At 69.8% G+C, this 17,081-nt stretch carries 14 protein-coding genes; all 14 read left to right on the forward strand.

What is annotated here, in order from left to right; translation table 11 throughout:
• Positions 1-178: 178 nt before the first annotated feature.
• The 14 genes from OWC43_RS19380 to OWC43_RS19445 all read left to right on the forward strand — a co-directional run bounded on the left by OWC43_RS19380 (position 179) and on the right by OWC43_RS19445 (position 17,081).
• Positions 179-1,273, forward strand: a complete 1,095-nt coding sequence (locus OWC43_RS19380; protein ID WP_393957897.1) for a N4-gp56 family major capsid protein — start codon at positions 179-181, stop codon at positions 1,271-1,273.
• Positions 1,274-1,356: 83 nt separating this feature from the next.
• Positions 1,357-1,749, forward strand: a complete 393-nt coding sequence (locus OWC43_RS19385) for a hypothetical protein (protein WP_393957898.1) — start codon at positions 1,357-1,359, stop codon at positions 1,747-1,749.
• A gap of 93 nt (positions 1,750-1,842) precedes the next feature.
• The gene (locus OWC43_RS19390) at positions 1,843-2,481 is read left to right on the forward strand and encodes a hypothetical protein (protein ID WP_393957899.1); all 639 of its coding nucleotides are present in this window, start codon (positions 1,843-1,845) and stop codon (positions 2,479-2,481) included.
• A 78-nt stretch (positions 2,482-2,559) separates the two neighbouring features.
• On the forward strand, positions 2,560-3,222 hold the full coding sequence (locus OWC43_RS19395; RefSeq protein ID WP_393957901.1) for a hypothetical protein: 663 nt from the start codon (positions 2,560-2,562) through the stop codon (positions 3,220-3,222).
• A gap of 3 nt (positions 3,223-3,225) precedes the next feature.
• Entirely contained in the window at positions 3,226-4,722 is a 1,497-nt protein-coding gene (locus OWC43_RS19400) for a hypothetical protein (RefSeq protein WP_393957902.1), read from the forward strand.
• Positions 4,719-5,012: a hypothetical protein gene (locus OWC43_RS19405; protein ID WP_137829139.1), complete on the forward strand. Its 294-nt coding sequence runs from the start codon at positions 4,719-4,721 to the stop codon at positions 5,010-5,012. The genes OWC43_RS19400 and OWC43_RS19405 overlap by 4 nt, the downstream gene beginning before the upstream one ends.
• The gene (locus tag OWC43_RS19410) at positions 5,009-5,419 is read left to right on the forward strand and encodes a hypothetical protein (RefSeq protein ID WP_393957903.1); all 411 of its coding nucleotides are present in this window, start codon (positions 5,009-5,011) and stop codon (positions 5,417-5,419) included. Before OWC43_RS19405 ends, OWC43_RS19410 begins: the two co-directional genes overlap by 4 nt.
• Positions 5,420-5,421: 2 nt before the next feature.
• Entirely contained in the window at positions 5,422-6,720 is a 1,299-nt protein-coding gene (locus OWC43_RS19415) for a hypothetical protein (protein WP_393957904.1), read from the forward strand.
• Positions 6,721-6,723: 3 nt separating this feature from the next.
• Positions 6,724-8,559, forward strand: coding sequence for a hypothetical protein (locus tag OWC43_RS19420; RefSeq protein WP_393957905.1), 1,836 nt, complete (start codon positions 6,724-6,726; stop codon positions 8,557-8,559).
• The gene (locus OWC43_RS19425) at positions 8,559-11,831 is read left to right on the forward strand and encodes a hypothetical protein (protein ID WP_393957906.1); all 3,273 of its coding nucleotides are present in this window, start codon (positions 8,559-8,561) and stop codon (positions 11,829-11,831) included. Before OWC43_RS19420 ends, OWC43_RS19425 begins: the two co-directional genes overlap by 1 nt.
• A 330-nt stretch (positions 11,832-12,161) precedes the next feature.
• On the forward strand, positions 12,162-12,881 hold the full coding sequence (locus tag OWC43_RS19430; RefSeq protein ID WP_393957907.1) for a hypothetical protein: 720 nt from the start codon (positions 12,162-12,164) through the stop codon (positions 12,879-12,881).
• A gap of 85 nt (positions 12,882-12,966) precedes the next feature.
• Positions 12,967-14,223: a tail fiber protein gene (locus tag OWC43_RS19435; protein WP_393957908.1), complete on the forward strand. Its 1,257-nt coding sequence runs from the start codon at positions 12,967-12,969 to the stop codon at positions 14,221-14,223.
• A 34-nt stretch (positions 14,224-14,257) separates the two neighbouring features.
• A complete protein-coding gene (locus OWC43_RS19440) occupies positions 14,258-16,369 on the forward strand; it encodes a hypothetical protein (RefSeq protein WP_393957909.1) in 2,112 nt (703 codons plus the stop codon).
• Positions 16,370-16,403: 34 nt separating this feature from the next.
• Entirely contained in the window at positions 16,404-17,081 is a 678-nt protein-coding gene (locus tag OWC43_RS19445) for a lysozyme (protein WP_393957910.1), read from the forward strand.

Consider the following 17,081-nt stretch of genomic DNA (forward strand, 5'->3'; position numbering starts at 1 on the left):
CGCCTGATCGCACGTCACGCGATCCGCCCAAGCCGCGTCAGCGCCTCCGCCTGAGCCCCGTTACGGCTCCCGTCCGACCACCGTCCCCAACGGCACATGGGGCCCGGCTTCCGTCCGCGGCGCGACGCACGCCCGCAACGCCCCTTCCCACGGAATCCCAAGCCTCAGAGGCACCCCCATGTCCTATACCGCCTTCGGTCAGAACGACCCGATGGCCGTGAAGCTCTGGTCGAAGAAGCTCGCGGTCGAAGCCAACAAGTCCATCGACATCGATCCCCTGATCGGCACCTCCGACGCCTCGGTCGTTCAGGAGAAGACCGAGACCAAGAAGGGCAACGGCGACCAGGTCACCTTCGGCCTGCGCATGCAGCTCAAGGGCCCCGGCTTCTCGTCCTCGGACGTCGCTGAGGGCAACGGCGAGCAGCTCGGCACCAACTCCGACAAGGTCACGATCGACGAGCTCGGTCACGTCGTCGGCGTGAAGTCCGAGAACACGATCGACCAGCAGCGCGTGCCGTTCGATCTCCGTGAGCAGGCCCGTGCCGGCCTCGCCGACTGGTTCCAGACCCGCAAGACGGTCTGCTTCTTCAACCACGTCTGCGGCTTCACCCCGGCCAACGAGTTGGGCAAGAAGTTCACCGCCAACAACGTCGTCACCGCGCCGTCGTCCGGTCGCATCATGCGTCCGAACGGCCGTGCCAACGACGCCGCCCTCGTGGCAGGCGACATCTTCACCCTCGACCTGATCGACCGCTCCGTCGAGCTGGCGAAGACCGGCGGCCAGGGCCGCAAGGTGATGATCCGCCCCGTCGTGGTGAACGGGAAGAAGTATTACATCCTCTACCTCGCCTCGGAGCAGATCACCTCGCTGCGCACCAACACCTCGGCGGGCCAGTGGCTGGATATCCAGAAGGCGGCGATGGCCGGCGCCAAGTCGAGCGAGAGCCCGATCTTCACCGGCGCGCTCGGTGAGTACAACGGCGTCATCCTGCGCGAGGCCCAGGACATCACCGCGGGCGTCTCGGCCGACGGCAAGTCTGCGGTCGCCAACACCCGCCGCGCCGTGCTGCTCGGCGCGCAGGCGGCCACCATCGCCTACGGCAAGGCCGGCGGGGACACCCGTTACCGCTGGAACGAGGAGCTGCTCGACCACAAGCGCAACCTCGAGGTTTCGGCCTGGGCGATCTGGGGCATGAAGAAGACGACCTACAACGGCGACGACTTCGGCACGATCGTCATCCCGACCTACGCCAAGCCCGCCGACGCGGCCTGAGGCATCGCCCTCCCCTGAGTGATCAGCGCGCGGGGCCACGGGCTCCGCGCGTCCTCCTCCCCCCATCCTGAAGAGGGCCCGCCATGGCCACCGACGTCCCCCCGTCCAACCCGCCCGCGCGCGAGTATCGCGAGCAGGAAATCCACTACGTCCGCCGCTCCGTCACCTTCGCCAACGGCACCTTCGTGATGCCCGCCGCGCTCCCGGCCGGCGCGCTCATCTCCCGCACCCTCGTGCTCGTCTCGACCGCGTTCTCGGCCGGCGCTGCGCTGATCGTCGGCACCACGCCGGGCGGCAACGACATCGTCGCGGCTGCCGACTCGGCCGTGACCGCGGCGGGCGTGAAGCGTCCGGACACCGGCACCCTCAAGGGTCCGCTGGCGGCCGACACCCCGCTCTACGGCACGATCACGGGCGGTCCGGCCGCCGGTGCCGCGACCCTCGTGTTCGAATACGCGCCGAACAACGACGCCTGATGTCGCTGGTCTGGCTGCACTTTGCGGCCGCCGCGCTCCTGACGGCGGAGCCACCGGCCCCGCCGCCCCCTCCTCCCGAACCGAGCGATGCCGATGCCGGACGCGCAGAACCGCCCGACGCTGGCCGAACTCGTCGCGGAGATCGAGGACGACATCGAGCGGGCCGACCTGGAGCCGCAGGTCCTCCGCGCCGTTGAGCGGGCGATCCGGCACTACCAGCCGGTCCGCTTCTTCTTCAACGAGCAGATCCTGACGTTCGTGACCCTACCGGGGACGGACGTCTACGGCTCCGGCGACGCCCCGGCGATCCCGGACCTGATGGCGATCGACAGCGCCGTTCTCATCGAGAATGGCCAAGTCTCGACGCTCCGGCGCATTCCCGAAACGTCCATCGAGGCGCTCGACGATCCCGCGGCACCGTCCCGGCCCTGCGGGTTCTCCTACTTCGACCGGTCGCTCCGGCTCTGGCCGATGCCGTCCGGCGAATGGACGGTGCGCCTGACCGCGCATGTCCTGCTGCCGGTGCCGCCGCTCGACGAAGGCAACGCCTGGACCGACGAGGCCGGCAGCCTGATCGCGGCGTCGGCCAAGCGGCACCTCGCGCTGAACAGCCTGAAGGACGCCAAGCTCGCGCAGGCACAGGGCGTCCTCGTGAGCGAGGAAGAGGGCCGCCTGCGGGCGCGCTCGAACGTCATCGCCTCGTCCGGCCGGATCGCCGCGCACGACCTCTGACGGCCCCTCCCATCCCGATCGTCCCGTTGCCGGCGCCACGCAGCGCAGGGGACCGGGCTGGCCTGCCCGGAGAACACCATGGCTGATCCGGCAACGATCACGTCGTTCGACACGCTCCTCGACGCCGTGGGCGCGTATCTCGCCCGCAGCGACATCGACGAGCATTTCCCGACCTTCGTGCAGCTCACCGAAAACCGGTTCAACTCGGCCCTGAAGGCGCCGGGGATGGAGCAGGTTGCCACCATCGCGCTCGACGCGACGCTCAAGGGGGCTCCTGTCCCGGCCGACTATGTCGAGTGGATCAGCGCGGAATGGACCGGCGCCAAAGGAGGCTTGCGCCCGCGCTCCCTTCGCTTCTTCGAGCCGAACAGCCCGGAATTCACCTTCCGCTACCGCCCGAACGGCCCGCCGCAGTATTTCACGGTCCTGGCGGGCGCGGTCCGAATCAAGCCCTTCGTCGCCGGATCAATCGACCTCGCCTTCTACCGGCAGATCCCCCCGCTGTCGGCGAGCGCCCAGACCAACTGGCTGATCGCGAAGGCGCCGCACCTCTACCTCTACGGGGTGCTGGCTGAGGCCTACAAATTCCAGAAGGACGAGGCGAACGCCGCGAAGTGGCGCGCCGATGCCGACGAGCGGCTCAAGCTGCTCATGGGCGGCTCGAGCCAAGGCAAGGTCGGGCGCCGTCCCGAGAAGACGGCCGAGATGGAGGCGGACGTCGCCGCCAAAGCGCTGAGCTGATCCGTGCCCGCCACCCCGCTCGCCCCATACGCGCCGGACGTCGCCTCGGTCGATGCCACCGTGTCGGCTGTCGCCCGTAACGTCGTACCGCGCGCCGACGGCTACGCGCCGATCCTGTCGCCGGTCCCGATCACGGTAGCGCTGCCCGCAGCCTGTCGCGGCGCGGTCGCGGTCATCTCCCCGCGCTTCGGCACGCCGGTCTACTTCGCCGGGACCGGCACCAAGCTCTATCGCTCCCTCGGACGGGGCGAGTGGGTCGACGTGTCGAACGCGGCCCGCACGTACTCGATGCCGACGGACGATTCCTGGCAGTTCGCGCTCTACGGCATGCTCCTCGTCGCGGTGCATCTCGGCGCCCCGCCCCAGGTCATCGACGTCGACATCGAGAAGCAATTCCGGGATCTCGGCGCGGGGGGCGCGTTTCCGCCGCCGCGCGCCCGCCTCGTCGCCGTGGTGCGCGAGTACCTGGTGCTTGGGAACCTCGCTTCCGACCCGAACGCGGTGCAGTGGTCGGACATCGGCGATCCCGCCTCCTGGCCGCTCGGCGTCCAGGATGGCCACGACGGGGACATTCAGAGCTTCCCCGACGGTGGTGCCGTCACCGGGTTGGCCGGCGGCGATGGCGGTCTCCTCCTGCAGGAGCGCACCACGCGCCGGATGGACTTCGCGGGCGGTGAGGCGGTGTTCGGCTTCACCGTGCTCGAGGAGAACCGCGGCGCGGTCTCGCCCTCGGCGGTCGCCCGGGTCGGTGGTCGGGTGTTCTTCGTCGATCGCGACGGCTTCCACGCCTTCCCGTTCGCCGGCTCGACCTCCACGCCGATCGGCGCGGAGCGCGTGAATCGGTTCTTCCTGTCCAGGGTGGATCCGAACCGCATCGCCGCGACGCTGGCGATCCGCGACGCGACCGGCCCGCGCATGTTCTTCGCCTATCGCCTCAAGGGCGCGCCGGCCGCCGATCCGACGGTGCTGGGCGAAGCCCTGGTCTACGATTGGCTGCTCGACCGGTGGGCGGGTCCGGTCACGCTCTCGATCCGCGCCGGCCTCGTCGCGGCCACGCCCGCCACGTCGATCGACGACATCGCGGGTTCGCTCGATGACGAGGGGCAGCTCTCGCTCGACGATGCGACCTATGCCGGCGGCGTGCCCGCGCTCGGCATGGTCACCTCCGACAATCGGCTCGCGCTGTTCAACGGCGATCCGCTCGAGGCGGAATTCGAGACGCCGGACCTTCGCCCGTTCCTGCCGAACCGGGCCTTCGCGCGCGGCGTCCGCCTGTCGTCAGATGCCGACGACTGGCGCGCCGCCGTCGGCGGTCGGGAAAGCCTGAAGGCTTCGGACGCGCCGGTCTATGCGAGGGAGCGGCCCCCGAACGTCGAGGGCTGGTCGCCGTGCCGCGTCTCGGCGCGAGTGCACCGGGCCCGCTTCCGCATCCCGGCCGGCACGACCTGGTCCTATGCAACGGGCGTCGAGGCCGACGTCGTCGAGGAGGGCGGCCGATGATCGTCCCCGGCGAATTCGAGACCTCGTTCGCGAAGATCACCCGCGCGATCCGCGATCTCGCGCAGGGCAGTTCGAACGCCATCGGTGAGGCGACGCTCGCGGCGGCCTCCACCACGCAGGTTCTGGATCCGCGGTGCGGTCCGAACAGCCTCGTGCTGCTCTCCCCGCTCGATGCCGGTGCGGCACTGGCCGGGATCCACGTCCTTTCGACGGGCCGCGGTTCGTTCACGCTCGGCCACGCTGCCGGAGCGGAGGGGCGACGGGTCCGCTTCGAGGTGCGGAAGCCATGATCCGCTTCTACGCCATCCCGCCCGTCGAGGCGGTGCGATACTGGCCCGCCGTCGAGGCGCATCTCCGCCGGGCCTGCGAGCGGAGCGTCGGTGACATCTCGACCGACACGCTGCTGACCGATTGCCGGGCCGGTGCGGCGCATCTCCTGCTGACCTGCCGGGACGACACGATCCTCGCCGCCGCGGTCGCCCGGTTCTGTCTCCAGGCCGATGGCACCGTGGCCTGCGAACTCGTCGCGGCGGGCGGCGGCTCGCTGCGGGCGTGGCAGCACGTCATCCCCGATTTCGAGGCCTGGGCGCGGCACCTCGGCGCCATGAGCGTGCACCTGTGCGGTCGTCCGGGCTGGGAACGCATCTTCCGCGGCTACCGCCGCCGCCCCCTGATCTCTCTGTCCAAGGACCTCTGACCATGCCCGGCGGCGGATCGAAGACGCAGACCACCAACACGAAGCAGGAATCGACGCCTTGGGCCCCCGCCATCCCGGCGGCCACCAACATCGTCAACCGGGCGAACGGGCTGCTCGACTCCGGTGCGGGCTCGGCGGTCTACGGGGGCCAGCGCACCGCCGGGCTCGGGTCCGACACGCAGGCCGGGCTCGACATGCTGAAGTCCGGCGCTCAGGCCGGGGTCGGTGTCGCGCAGTCCGGTGCGGGCTTCGTCAACGGTCTCACCGATTCCGGTGGCACGACCGCGGCGACGCGGGACGCGACCGCAGGGCTCGCCGGGATCGACACGACGGTCAACAGGGGAGGCACCTCGGCCATCGTCGGCAAGCTGTCCGATCCGAACAACGTCGCGGCCACCACGGGGGCCGCGATGGCAGGCGGCTCCTACGCGACGGACACCAAGCCGGTCGCGGGCCTCGCCGCCGGGCTGGCCTCGGGCTCGTCCCAGACCCAGCGCTCCCTCCAGGACGTCGCCGACGGCAAGTACCTCGACGCCGGCAATCCCTATTTGGAATCGATCATCTCCCGCGGAGCGAACGAGGCCGGCACCGCCGTCGCGCAGCGCTTCGCCGCCTCCGGTCGCTACGGTTCCGGCCGGTTCGCCGGGGCCATCGCCGACTCCGCCAACCGGATCGGCACCGAAGCGCGGTATGCCGATTACAACGCTGAGCGGGGTCGCCAGGCCTCGGCGGCGTCCGCCATCGACGCGGCCGAAAACGCCCGCGCGGGCCTCGCCGGCTCGCTGATGGGGCAGGTCGCGGGCGTGAACCAGGGCAACGCCTCGATCGCCGCCACCGGCGCCGGGCTGGCGCAGGGCGCGCTCAAGGACGCGCTGACGGGCGAGACCGCGCTGGCCGGGCTTGATGCCGACAACATCACCCGCCGGCTCCAGCAGTCGAGCGCGCTGCTCTCGGGGGCGCAGGGCGACAGGGCGGCGGGGCTCGCCGCTGCCGGCATGGTGCCGACGATGCAGGCCGCCCTCACCCAAGGCGGTCGCGATGTCACCACCGTCGGTGCGGCACGCGATGCCGCCCGCCAGGAGGAAATCGACGCCAGCCGCGAGCTGTTCGACGAGACGCAGGCCGCGCCGTGGAAGTCGCTTGGGCTCGCCAGCAGCCTCGTGTTCCCGGCTGCCGGGCTCGGCGGAACGGTCGTCGGGCAGGAGACGAAGAAGATCCCGCAGCCGAGCGCCTTGCAGCAGTTCATCGGCCTCGCGTTGGCCGGCGCGGACACCGCCTCGAAATTCTACGGGAAGGTTTAAGCCGTGAGCGCATCCCCCTTCGGTTTCGGCGCGGCCTCGATGCGTCCGGAAGACATGGCGCGGCTGTTCAACCGTATGCCGCTCAGCGGGCCGGTCGGCGGTGCACCGTTCGCCCCCGCGGTTGCAGAAACCGAGGACGATGTGCGCCGTCTCGAGGGGACGGTGAGCGCATCCCCCGTCGGTCTCGGGACAGCGTCCATGCGCCCGGAAGACGTCGCGCGACTGTTCAGTCCCATGCCGATGAGCGGATCGGTGGCCGGCCCTCAGGCTGCTCCACCCGCGATCGCGGAGACCGAGAACGACGTGCGCCGCCTCGAAGGGTCGGGGTCAGCCGCCCCGGCTCCTTACGGGTTTCCGGGCCTTGCTCCCAAGGCAGCGGCCCCGCAGGCGCCCACGGCCTCGATGCGCATGCCGATGCCGCCGACCCGTCCTCCCGAATTCTCGGGTAACCCTGAGGCCGACCTGCCGGCGGAGGGCGCGAAGCCGATCATGGCCGCGCCCCAGCCCCAGGCTGGCCTCGCCACCGCGCCGACCCGCGAGGAACCTGGCTTCCTCGACAAGGCTGCCGGCGCCATCCGCTCGACCGACGGGCTGCTCACCTCGATCGGCATGGGGCTGATGACCACGCCGGGGTTCGGCCCTGCCGTCGGCGCCGGTCTTCAGCATCACCAGACCGCCCAGAAAGCTCGGGTAGCGACCGATCTGGCGCAGGCCGAACTCGCGCTGAAGCAGCGCAAGCTTCAGCAGGAGACGGGCGCCCTCCAGGGCAACGCCCAGATCCTGAAACGCGCCTTCCCGGACCTGTCCGACGCCGAAGCGCTGGCGGCGGGCTCGAACACCTCTCTCGTCACCGAAGCGCTGAAGATCGTCCGCGACCCGAACCATGGGCGCGAAAACGATCCCAGCATCATCCGGGCCCGTGCCCAGGCGCAGGCAGAGGGTGCCGCCGCGGGCCAGCCGCAGGACGTCTACGGCACCGAGACGGACGAAGCCGGCAACACCTGGAGCGTCAACCGCCGCACCGGACAGCGCACCGTCGCGCTCCAGCGGCAGGAGGACAAATCCGTGTCGATGGTGCCGGAGGATGAGCGGGTCCGGCTCGGGCTGCCGGCCGGCTCGTACCAGCGCGATGCGAACGGCAAGGTCTCGGCGGTGAACCAGGCCGGCACCACGATCAACATGGGTGCCGAGAAGGCGCAGGACGCCACGGTCGGCAAGGGATACGGCGAGTATCAGCTCGACCTTGCCACGAAGGGCCGGAACGCCGGATCCACCCTCAACACCCTGGCGCTGATGGAGCAGGCGATGAAGACGCCGGGCTTCTACTCCGGTGTCGGCGGTGAGGGCATGAAGCGGGCGAACCAGTTCCTCGGAGCGCTCGGTGTGAAGGATCCCCGCGCCGCCTCCGCTGCGGAAGTGTTCGACGCCCTCTCGAACAAGGTGGTGCTCGACGGCCTCGGCGGTTCGCTCGGCCCCGGCATCTCGAACACCGATCGCGATTACATCAGCCGCACCGCGCCGACGCTCGCGCAGTCCGAACAGGGCAACCGGGACCTGATCGGCGTGGCTCGAAAGCTGGCTCAGCGCCAGCAGGATGTTGCGCGCCTCGCGCGCGAATATGCTGGCAAGAACCAGGGCCGGCTCGACGCTGGGTTCGACCAGGTGCTCGATGAGTACGCGACCGCGAATCCGCTGTTCCCGCTGGCCCGCGAAGGCGCCACGGCGTCAGCTCCGAGAGAGCCGCCGCAGGGCGCTCCGGCAGGCGCCCGGCAGGCCGGCGACGGCATGTGGTACGTCCCTGACCCGAAACGGCCCGGCAAGTACCTGAAGGTGCAGTGATGAAGCTGGTCCCCGTCGATCACGATCCCTTCGCCGATGCGCCGGCGGCTTCGTCGTCCGGCCCGAAGCTCGTGCCGGTGGATCATGACCCGTTCGCCGACGGGCAGGTGGGTGATGCATCTGCCGCCGTCGGCCGCGGGCTCATCAACGGTGTGCCGGTAGTCGGTCCGTACCTCCTGGGCGGCGTGAATCGCGTCGCAGCCGGTATCCGGTCCCTCAAGAACGACACCCGGTTCTCGGACGAACTCGCGAACGTCGAGCGCTTCGGCGAGAACACCGCGGCCGAGCATCCCATCGCGACCGTTGCGGGCGAAATCGGCGGCGGGGTGGTGGGAACCGCTCCTCTCGTCGCCGCAGCTCCGGCCGCCTTCGGCGTCGGCCCTGGATCGCTCGCCGTCCGCAGTGTGGCCGGGGCTCTTTCCGGCGCGGGAATTGGCGGTGCCGATTCAGCGGTGCGCAGCGGCGGTGATCTCGACGAAATCCGATTTGGCGCGGGGGTTGGTGGCGCACTCGGTGGTGCGGGGCCGGCGATCGGCCGCGGCATTGGTAAGCTCGTGACGGCCGTGCGCGGCGAGGCTCCGGGCATGCCGCTGCTGCGCGAGGCGACTGAAGGGCTGAGCGAGGCCGAACTCGCATCGGCACAGTTCATCCGCGACCAGGCGCTTTCCTCGCCCGGTGGTCCGGTTGCGCTGTCGGTCGGCGAGGCGCTCAATGCCGCCACCGGCGGACGGGCGGGTCGTGTCTCGCAGCTGGAGCGCGTTGCGGCGAACTCCGGCGGTGAGGGCGGACGCATCGCCTCCGAACTCTATGCCGCTCGCCCGGCGGCCATCGACAATGCCGCCCGCGCCGCTTTCGACGGCGTGACGCCGACTCCGGGTACGCCGACCGGGTTGGCCTTCGACGTCCAAGCCGCGGCCCGTGCCGGCATCGCCCAAACGCCCGAAGGCATGGCCCTGACACAGGCGCGCGAAGCCGTCGGGCCGCGCACTTCGGCCGATCGCGCCGGGCAGGTGATCCAGCGCGAGATGACGACCGTGCGCGATGCGCGCGAGGCGACCCGCGCAGAGCAGGCCGCCTGGGATTACGGCACTGCCCGCGCCGCGCCGGATCGGATCGGTATCGAGCGGACCGTGACCGTCGAGCGGCCCGGCGAGCCGATGCTCCAGACCCTCGACAACAACGCGGGTGCGCCGCTGCGCTACGATCCGCCCCCGCAGGGGCCGGACACGCTCGGATCTCTTGCGCCGACCCGACCAGAGGCGCCTCCGGTGCCGCCCGGCGCGAAATCGCTCGCACGCTACATCGCCGAGAACGGCGGCATCGGCCTCGAGCGCGGTGACGTGAAGGCCGCCGGTCTCGACCGCTACCGACAGCCCGGCGTCGCGAACCTCGTGCGCGAGAATGGCAAGGGCATCGACGCGTACTGGCGCACGAAGCTGATTGAGGAGGGCTACCTTCCGCCGGATCGCGGCGGCGGGATGGAGCGCAACATTCACGACGAGCTGATCAGGCTTCTGGAGCAGGAGCAGCGCGGTCGCCGAACCTATCCGTGGGACTGGCAGGGCAGCGACGACCGCTCGGGCTTCGCTCAGATGCGCGATGAGTTCCAGGCCGCGTCCAGCACCGCCCTGGCCGATGTCCGCAAGGCGCTCACCGAAGCCGGCGTCGATCCCAGGACCGTCGATAAGGGCGTGTTGGACCGTACGGCGGCGGCGCTGGTGCGCGGGGAGGACTCCGATCCCCTCACCGCCTTCGAACGCGTCGTCATGGCAGCCAAAGAGCCCATGAGCGGACCGTCTTCGCGCATGGTGCCGACGACGGTGACGGAAGAGATTTCGGCGCCGCGGTTCGGGCAGGTGAACCCGCAGGCTGCGGTCGATGCGCTCGACAGACAGGCGCTCACCGCCAAGGGCGATGTCCGTTCCTCGCTCGACCAGGTCCGCCGCGATCTGTTCGAGGCTGGCACCGATCCGGTCTCCGGCGTCCGCGAGACCGATCTGAGCGTCGAAGGCCTGCTGCATGCCCGCGAGCGGCTGGATCAGCGCATCGGTCTAGCGCGGCGCGATGGCGACGCGACGAAGGTGCGCGATCTCCAGACCGTGCGCGCGAGCCTCGACGAGCAGCTCAAGGGTGCTCCGGAGGTCGCGACGGCGGATGCGAACTTCGCCCGCAACAGCCGCCCGCTCGATGTCTTCGGCGGCGACACGCCTCTCGGTCGGGTGACGCAGCAGGATCCGCTCACCGGCCGCATGGCGACCCCGTCGGAGGAGGTGCCGTCCCACCTCCGGGGCGCTACCGCAGCGCGCGAGCTGCTCGCCAATGCCACGCCGGAGGCGCGGACCGCCTACGGTAATCGGCTGGCGACGCAGATCCTCGACGGGGCGACGGACAAGCGCGGCGCGATCGATCCCGACCGGCTGAACGGGCTTCTTCGCGACAACGCCGACGTGCTGGAGATGCTGCCGGAGGTCTACGGTCGGCTTGACGGCGTGGTCCGGGCTCGTGACGGGCTCGACCGCGTCCTCGCCTCTCCGCTCGGCCGTATCGCGGAGCAGCCCGACGTGAAGCGTGCGATCGGCGCCGTGTTCAACGCCAACCCGCTGCCTGGGAGCGCGGACGAGGTTGCCGATGCGATGGCGGCGCTCGCCCGCAATCGTCCAACCGCGGCGCGCGAACTCGCCCGGGTCCACCTCGAGGGGGTGTTCAACGAAGCGACACAGCAGCAGCGGGGTCTCGCCGCACAGTACGGCGGTGCGGGGTTCGCCTCGGCTGTCCGGGGCAACCCGCAGCAGCGGCGGAACCTTGAGGCGGTGCTACGGGCCCTCCCCGACGGCGAAACGATCTGGAAGGGTGTCGATCGCCTCATGACGACGCTGGAGGCGACCGGCTACCGGCCGCAGAAGGGGTCGGATACCGCATTCAATCAGGCGATCCAGAAGCGCCTCGACAGCGGAAACACCCGGATCGGGCAGGCAATCTCGGACGTCACCACCGGCGCCGCCGCTGGCGCATCCGTTGGCGGTGTCACGGGTGCGGCGGCGGGCGCCATGGTCGGTCTGCGACGGACGGCAGGCGATGCGATGACTCGGGCGAGCATGCTTGGCCAGAGCGAGGCGTTGTCGCGTCTGATGTTTGATCCGCGCGCGCTGCCCGATCTACGGGCGCTCGCGAAATCGCCCGTCGGGTCGCCGAACGCCGAACTCTTCACCCGTCGTCTGCTGACGCTGGCCAACGGAGGGGCCGCGCCGCTTCGCCAGCCAGGCGCGAAGTAGCGGCCACCAAACGAAGTATGCCCCTGCGCAAAAAGCGGCGACCATGATGCCGGTGACGGCGTTCTTGCCGATCATCGCATCGGCCCACCGGATGCCGCCCGGCACCGTGGCGTGCAGAACCCAGCGCAGCGCCAGCATCGCGGCGGCGAACAGGACGAGGCTGAGGGTGATCTGGAGCCAACGGGGCATTTCGCAACCGTAGCGCAAAGCCGGCGCCTGCGCACTTGACCCGTCGGGCGAAACCCGCGAATTCATCACCGTCCGCAGCGCTACCCGCCGGACCCGACAGCCCCGCCCCTGCGCGGGGCTTCGTCGTTTCAGGATCCCGCCATGAACGCTGCCGACCGCGATGCCCTGATCGCCTCGGCGCGGCGCATCGGCGCCGATCCGACCGACTATGGGACGGTGATCTCGTACGAGACTGGCGGCACCTTCTCCCCTTCAATCCGGGGCGGGTCCGGCAACCGCCATATCGGCCTGATCCAGTTCGGCATCCCGGAGCAGAAGCAGTACGGCGCGAGCCAGGACCAGAGCTTCGCGGAGCAGCTGCCGGCCGTCGAGCGCTACCTCGTGGATCGCGGCTTCAAGCCCGGCATGGGCATTCTCGATCTCTACTCGACAATCAACGCGGGCAGCCCCGGCCGATACAATGCCAGCGATGCCGGGAACGGCGGTGCGCCGGGCACCGTGGCCGACAAGGTCAATTCCCAGATGGCGGGCCATCGGGCCAAGGCCGCGGCGTTCCTCGGCGGCGATGCGGCGATGACGATGCCGGCGGAGGCTGGTTCTGCTTCCGCCTCCGGCCGCTTCGGGTTTGCCGGCATCGAGCCATCGGCCGCGTCCGCGCCGACGATGACGACGCCGGCCCAGACTGAGGACAAGCCGACCGATTACGGCGCGCTGCTGAAGCTCGTGGCGGGCGACAAGGGCCTCGCCGCCCTGGCATCCCCGCAGGCCGGGGCCGCCGAACCCTCGCGGATGCCGGCGCCGCCCCCGCGCCGCGCGATCCCCTTCGATCTCAACGCCTACCTCGCGCGCCTGCCGCGCTGAGCTGATCCCTTCCCAGCCGAGCCGATCGATCCGAACGCCCTGGCGTCGTCGGAGCCGGACGCTTGCGCGCTTCGCGGACCTGCCGATGACCGGATTGTTCCACTTCAGCCAGGACTCGTCCTCGAACGACGTCGCGGCGCCGCCGATCTATTGGCCTGAAGGGCAATCGGCACGATCGATCAACGACTCGGCGCGGCAGATGATGGCGGCGCTGGCCAACTGGTACGCCGACAATACCGACGTCATCGTCGGCTCAGGTCCGACCCGCGGAACCATCACGATCGCCACCGCGCAGGGCGTCAATCTCACCAAGGCCTTCGAATTCAATTTTACGGTCGACAGCCAAAACACCGGGCCTGTCGAAATGGTGGTGGATGGCGCGCCCTCACGTCCGCTCCACCGGCCCGGCAACATTGCCATGGGGCCGGGCGATCTGACCCCCAAAGTCGTCTATCGCGCACGCTGGGTGAGGGTTCTCGGCCGCTACATTCTGGTCTCGCCGGTCCCCGAGGCCCCCGGCAAAATCGAGATGTTCGGGGCCGAGACGGCGATCCCCAAGGGTTGGGTCGTCTGCGACGGGCGAGCGCTGTCTCGCTCGAATTACGATGCGTTGTTCGGCGCCATCGGCACCGCACACGGCTCGACCAGCGACACAGACTTCCGTGTGCCGGACCTGCGGGGTCGTGCGCCTTTCGGCGCCGACGCGATGGGGGGCTCGGCGGCAGGCCGCTTGAACGGTGTCGGCGGCCTGAGTGGTGGCGTCGGCAACAGCGGCGGCTCGGAGACGGTGACGCTGACGGCGGCACAAATGCCGAGCCACAGCCACACCGGTTCGACCGGCGCGGCTGGGGCGCAGCCAGCGACGACGACCGGCGCCGGCGGGGCGGTGGCGGCCAGCACGACGGGTGCAGGCGGCGCTCACAGTCACACCGGGTCGACCGAAAACGCAGGCGGCCACAGCCACAGCGGCACTACCGACGTGGCCGGCTCGCACGTCCACGGCCAGCGATACGAGCGACAGACCATCTACGAGAAGGGCAGCGCGGTCTTCGCGGTGACGCAGCTCTATCCGCCCGGCACCAACTCGACCGCACAGACCGATGCGGCGGGCGAACACGGTCACAGCTTCACCACCGATCCGATCGCTGGCCACACCCACGGCCTGACGACCGACGCCGTGTCGGCGCACGCGCACTCGATCCCGGGCGCGCCCGATCACACGCACTCCGTTCCGGAAATCCCGGCGCACAGCCACACGGTCAGCGTCGATAACGCGGGCGGTGGCGGTGCTCACCCGAACATCCCCCCGGGCCTCGTCGTCGTCTTCGCCATCAAGGCCTGAGCGCCTTCGGCTCCTCAAAAATCGGACATCTCGCATGAGCGTCATCGACTGGTCCCCCCAGCCGAGCGGCAACGCCGTGGCCGACCGCAGCATTCCGGCTCACGACGGTGCATCGGGACGGGAAATCCCGTCGCTGATCCGCGGCGTCATGGCCGCGATCCGTCGGATGAGTGACGCACAGGGCGGCGCATTGACGACCGCGGGTGTCGGCGACGCCTACACCGTCACGACCGGCGTCGGCCTGACCGGCCTGCGGGCTGGCCTGCAATTCATGGTGCGAGCCAACCGCGACAGCGTGATCGCCCCGACGCTGCGCATCGACGGTCTGCCGGCGGTCGACTGGCTTTCGGCCGGCGCCGATGTCCCGGTCGTGCTCCGAGCGGGCCGGATCTACAGCGTCGTCTATGACGCAGCGTCCGACGTCGTCCGATCGATCATTCCCGAGATGTCCGTCGATGCGAGCGCCCCCTTGCGCACGCTCGACTATTTCGGGGCGCTCGGCAGCGGACGCGACGAGGATGCCGCCTTCGCTCAGGCCATCGAGTACATGGCCAGTTCCGGCCGGAAGGTCGGTCTCAAGGGCGGCGGCCTCTACGGATGCAACACCAAGATCGTGATCCCGGCGGGTGGCGGTCTCGTCGGCGCGGGCGGGTCGAAGATCCTGGCCCGTCGCGGCTCGTTCAACAACCAGGACCTGACGCCCGACGGGCGCAAGGGCAATAACGCGGTCGTCATCGACCTGTCGGGGCATCCCACCGATCCGGCGAAAGCCTCGCTCGCGCCGAGCCTGGAGAACGTGCGCGTCGTCTACGGAGCGCCGTCGGGGTCCGGCACCGACCTGATCCGCGCCGTGTCCGCTGTGCGCGCCTTCAACGTCCTCGACGCCCTCATCGCCGACAATGAGATCGTCGGCTTCCCGCTGGGCAAGGGCATCGTCGCCGGCACCCTCCAGGGCAACGGACGCATCATTCGCAACCACATCCACGACTTCCTCGACAACTCGACGGGGTGGCTGGCCGCGAACGTTCCCCAGATCACCGGCATCGAGATCGATAACGACCGCGTCGGCGGCATCTTCAGCGACGGTGTGCTGATCGAAGGCAACCGCATCGTCGGACTGAAGGTCGGCGCCGACTTCCTGGCGCTCTACGGCTACCAGACCGACGGCATCAATCTCTGCGGCACGCTCTATGCCCGCGTGATCGGCAATTACATCCGCTCCGTCGGTGAAGGCATCGACAGCTTCGGCTCTCATGGGACCTTCTCTGGTAACGAGCTGCTCGATTGCTACATCTTCGGCCTCAAGTTCATCCACGGGGCCAAGAACAACGCCGCCTTCGGCAATGTCATCATGCGCTTCGGCCTCGCCGGGATCACGCTGGCGGGCTCAACCGAGAAGGACGTCGGCAACACCACCGGCAATCGGGTCAGCGGCAACCTGGTGAAGGACTACGCCGCCAATCCGAGTTTCAGCACGGCGACCTCCGCTTGCGTGCTGATGCAGGACAACGGTGGCGCGAACGGCTCCGGCAACACCGGCGGCGCGACGCAGCTGCCGACCGGCAACGTCATCGAGAACAACACGCTCGATCCGAATGGCGCAAGCTACGGGATCGTCCGGAGCGTGGCCGGCTCGAACGACTATGCGGACAACAAGCTCGCGCAGCCCGGACGGTCCGGAGAGGTGGCCCACATGACGGATGGGGGCAAGTTCGTCCCCTACGTGAAGACCAACGTGCGCGTCTCGGCCGCCGCTGCGGTGCCGCTCACGGCCGGCGGGGTCGCCCTCGGCCTGGACACGGTCTCTACCGATCGCCGGTCCGAGTTCAGCACGGCGACGCAGCGGCTCACGATCAAGTCGCCGGGCGACTATGACGTCGCGCTTCGCTCGGTCGTCTCCGGCCTGAACAGTGGCGACCGGGTGCTGCTCGACATTCGCGTCAACGGCAACACGGTCGCGACGGTCTTCGCCTACTGCCCGAACGGCGCGTTCCTGACGCCGGTGCAGGTTGCCGAGCGCCTCACGCTCAAGGCCGGCGATTACGTCGAGTTTCAAGCTCGGATCACGGGCACCGGATCGGTTGCGACCGTGGCGACCGCAGGCGGCATCCCGAGCACGGTCATGACCGCCCGGTTCGTCGAGTAGCGGCTTCGGGCCCTCGCCCTCATCGGAGAAGACAATGGATCTGTCCCCCATCGGACGCGCGGCCCTCGTGGCGCGCGAAGGCGAGCGGCTGACTGCCTACAAGGATTCGGTCGGCGTTCTGACCATCGGCGTCGGGATCACCACGGCGTCGGGGCTCATCAAGGTCACCCCCGGGCTCACGATCACGAAGGCCCAGAGCGAGGCGCTGTTCGCGCAGGCCGTCGCGAAATACGTCGACCCGGTCCGCAAGGCGCTGCGCTCCGATCGGGCATGGCCGCAGGAGTTCTTCGACGCCTGCGTGTCGCTGGCCTACAACATCGGCCCGGTCGGCTTCGCACAAAGCTCGGTCGTGCGCCGCGCCAATGCGGGCGACATGGCGGGTGCGACCGAAGCGTTCCTGATGTGGAACAAGCCCGCGGTCATCATCCCGCGTCGGCAGGGCGAGCGGGACCAAGCCGCGACGCCCTACAGCCAAGCGCTGCCTCGAGCGCGCCGCGGGGATCCGAACCCCGTCTGGGCGTCGGCCGGCTCCGTTCCGGTGGCGAAGCCGATGCCTGACCCCTTGGCGCCGATGAAGACGGCGCCGACCCAGCCCGCTCCCCAGCCCGCCCCCTCCGGCGGGCTTTCTTCTGCGCCGAGCCCGGCGCCGGCCGCGCCGTGGTGGGTGCGCCTGCGGGAAACCATCCGCAGCAACATGACGAAGGGGGCCTGA

Origin of the sequence: Methylorubrum sp. POS3, from assembly GCF_043352485.1 — a bacterium.
Classification (GTDB): domain Bacteria; phylum Pseudomonadota; class Alphaproteobacteria; order Rhizobiales; family Beijerinckiaceae; genus Methylobacterium; species Methylobacterium suomiense.

Excerpts from the sequence above, each read along its gene's own strand:
- OWC43_RS19380 (WP_393957897.1), top strand. The coding sequence starts at position 179 with ATGTCCTATACCGCCTTCGGTCAGAACGACCCGATGGCCGTGAAGCTC.
- OWC43_RS19385 (WP_393957898.1), top strand. The coding sequence starts at position 1,357 with ATGGCCACCGACGTCCCCCCGTCCAACCCGCCCGCGCGCGAGTATCGC.
- OWC43_RS19390 (WP_393957899.1), top strand. The coding sequence starts at position 1,843 with ATGCCGGACGCGCAGAACCGCCCGACGCTGGCCGAACTCGTCGCGGAG.
- OWC43_RS19395 (WP_393957901.1), top strand. The coding sequence starts at position 2,560 with ATGGCTGATCCGGCAACGATCACGTCGTTCGACACGCTCCTCGACGCC.
- OWC43_RS19405 (WP_137829139.1), top strand. The coding sequence starts at position 4,719 with ATGATCGTCCCCGGCGAATTCGAGACCTCGTTCGCGAAGATCACCCGC.
- OWC43_RS19410 (WP_393957903.1), top strand. The coding sequence starts at position 5,009 with ATGATCCGCTTCTACGCCATCCCGCCCGTCGAGGCGGTGCGATACTGG.
- OWC43_RS19415 (WP_393957904.1), top strand. The coding sequence starts at position 5,422 with ATGCCCGGCGGCGGATCGAAGACGCAGACCACCAACACGAAGCAGGAA.
- OWC43_RS19425 (WP_393957906.1), top strand. The coding sequence starts at position 8,559 with ATGAAGCTGGTCCCCGTCGATCACGATCCCTTCGCCGATGCGCCGGCG.
- OWC43_RS19430 (WP_393957907.1), top strand. The coding sequence starts at position 12,162 with ATGAACGCTGCCGACCGCGATGCCCTGATCGCCTCGGCGCGGCGCATC.
- OWC43_RS19435 (WP_393957908.1), top strand. The coding sequence starts at position 12,967 with ATGACCGGATTGTTCCACTTCAGCCAGGACTCGTCCTCGAACGACGTC.
- OWC43_RS19440 (WP_393957909.1), top strand. The coding sequence starts at position 14,258 with ATGAGCGTCATCGACTGGTCCCCCCAGCCGAGCGGCAACGCCGTGGCC.
- OWC43_RS19445 (WP_393957910.1), top strand. The coding sequence starts at position 16,404 with ATGGATCTGTCCCCCATCGGACGCGCGGCCCTCGTGGCGCGCGAAGGC.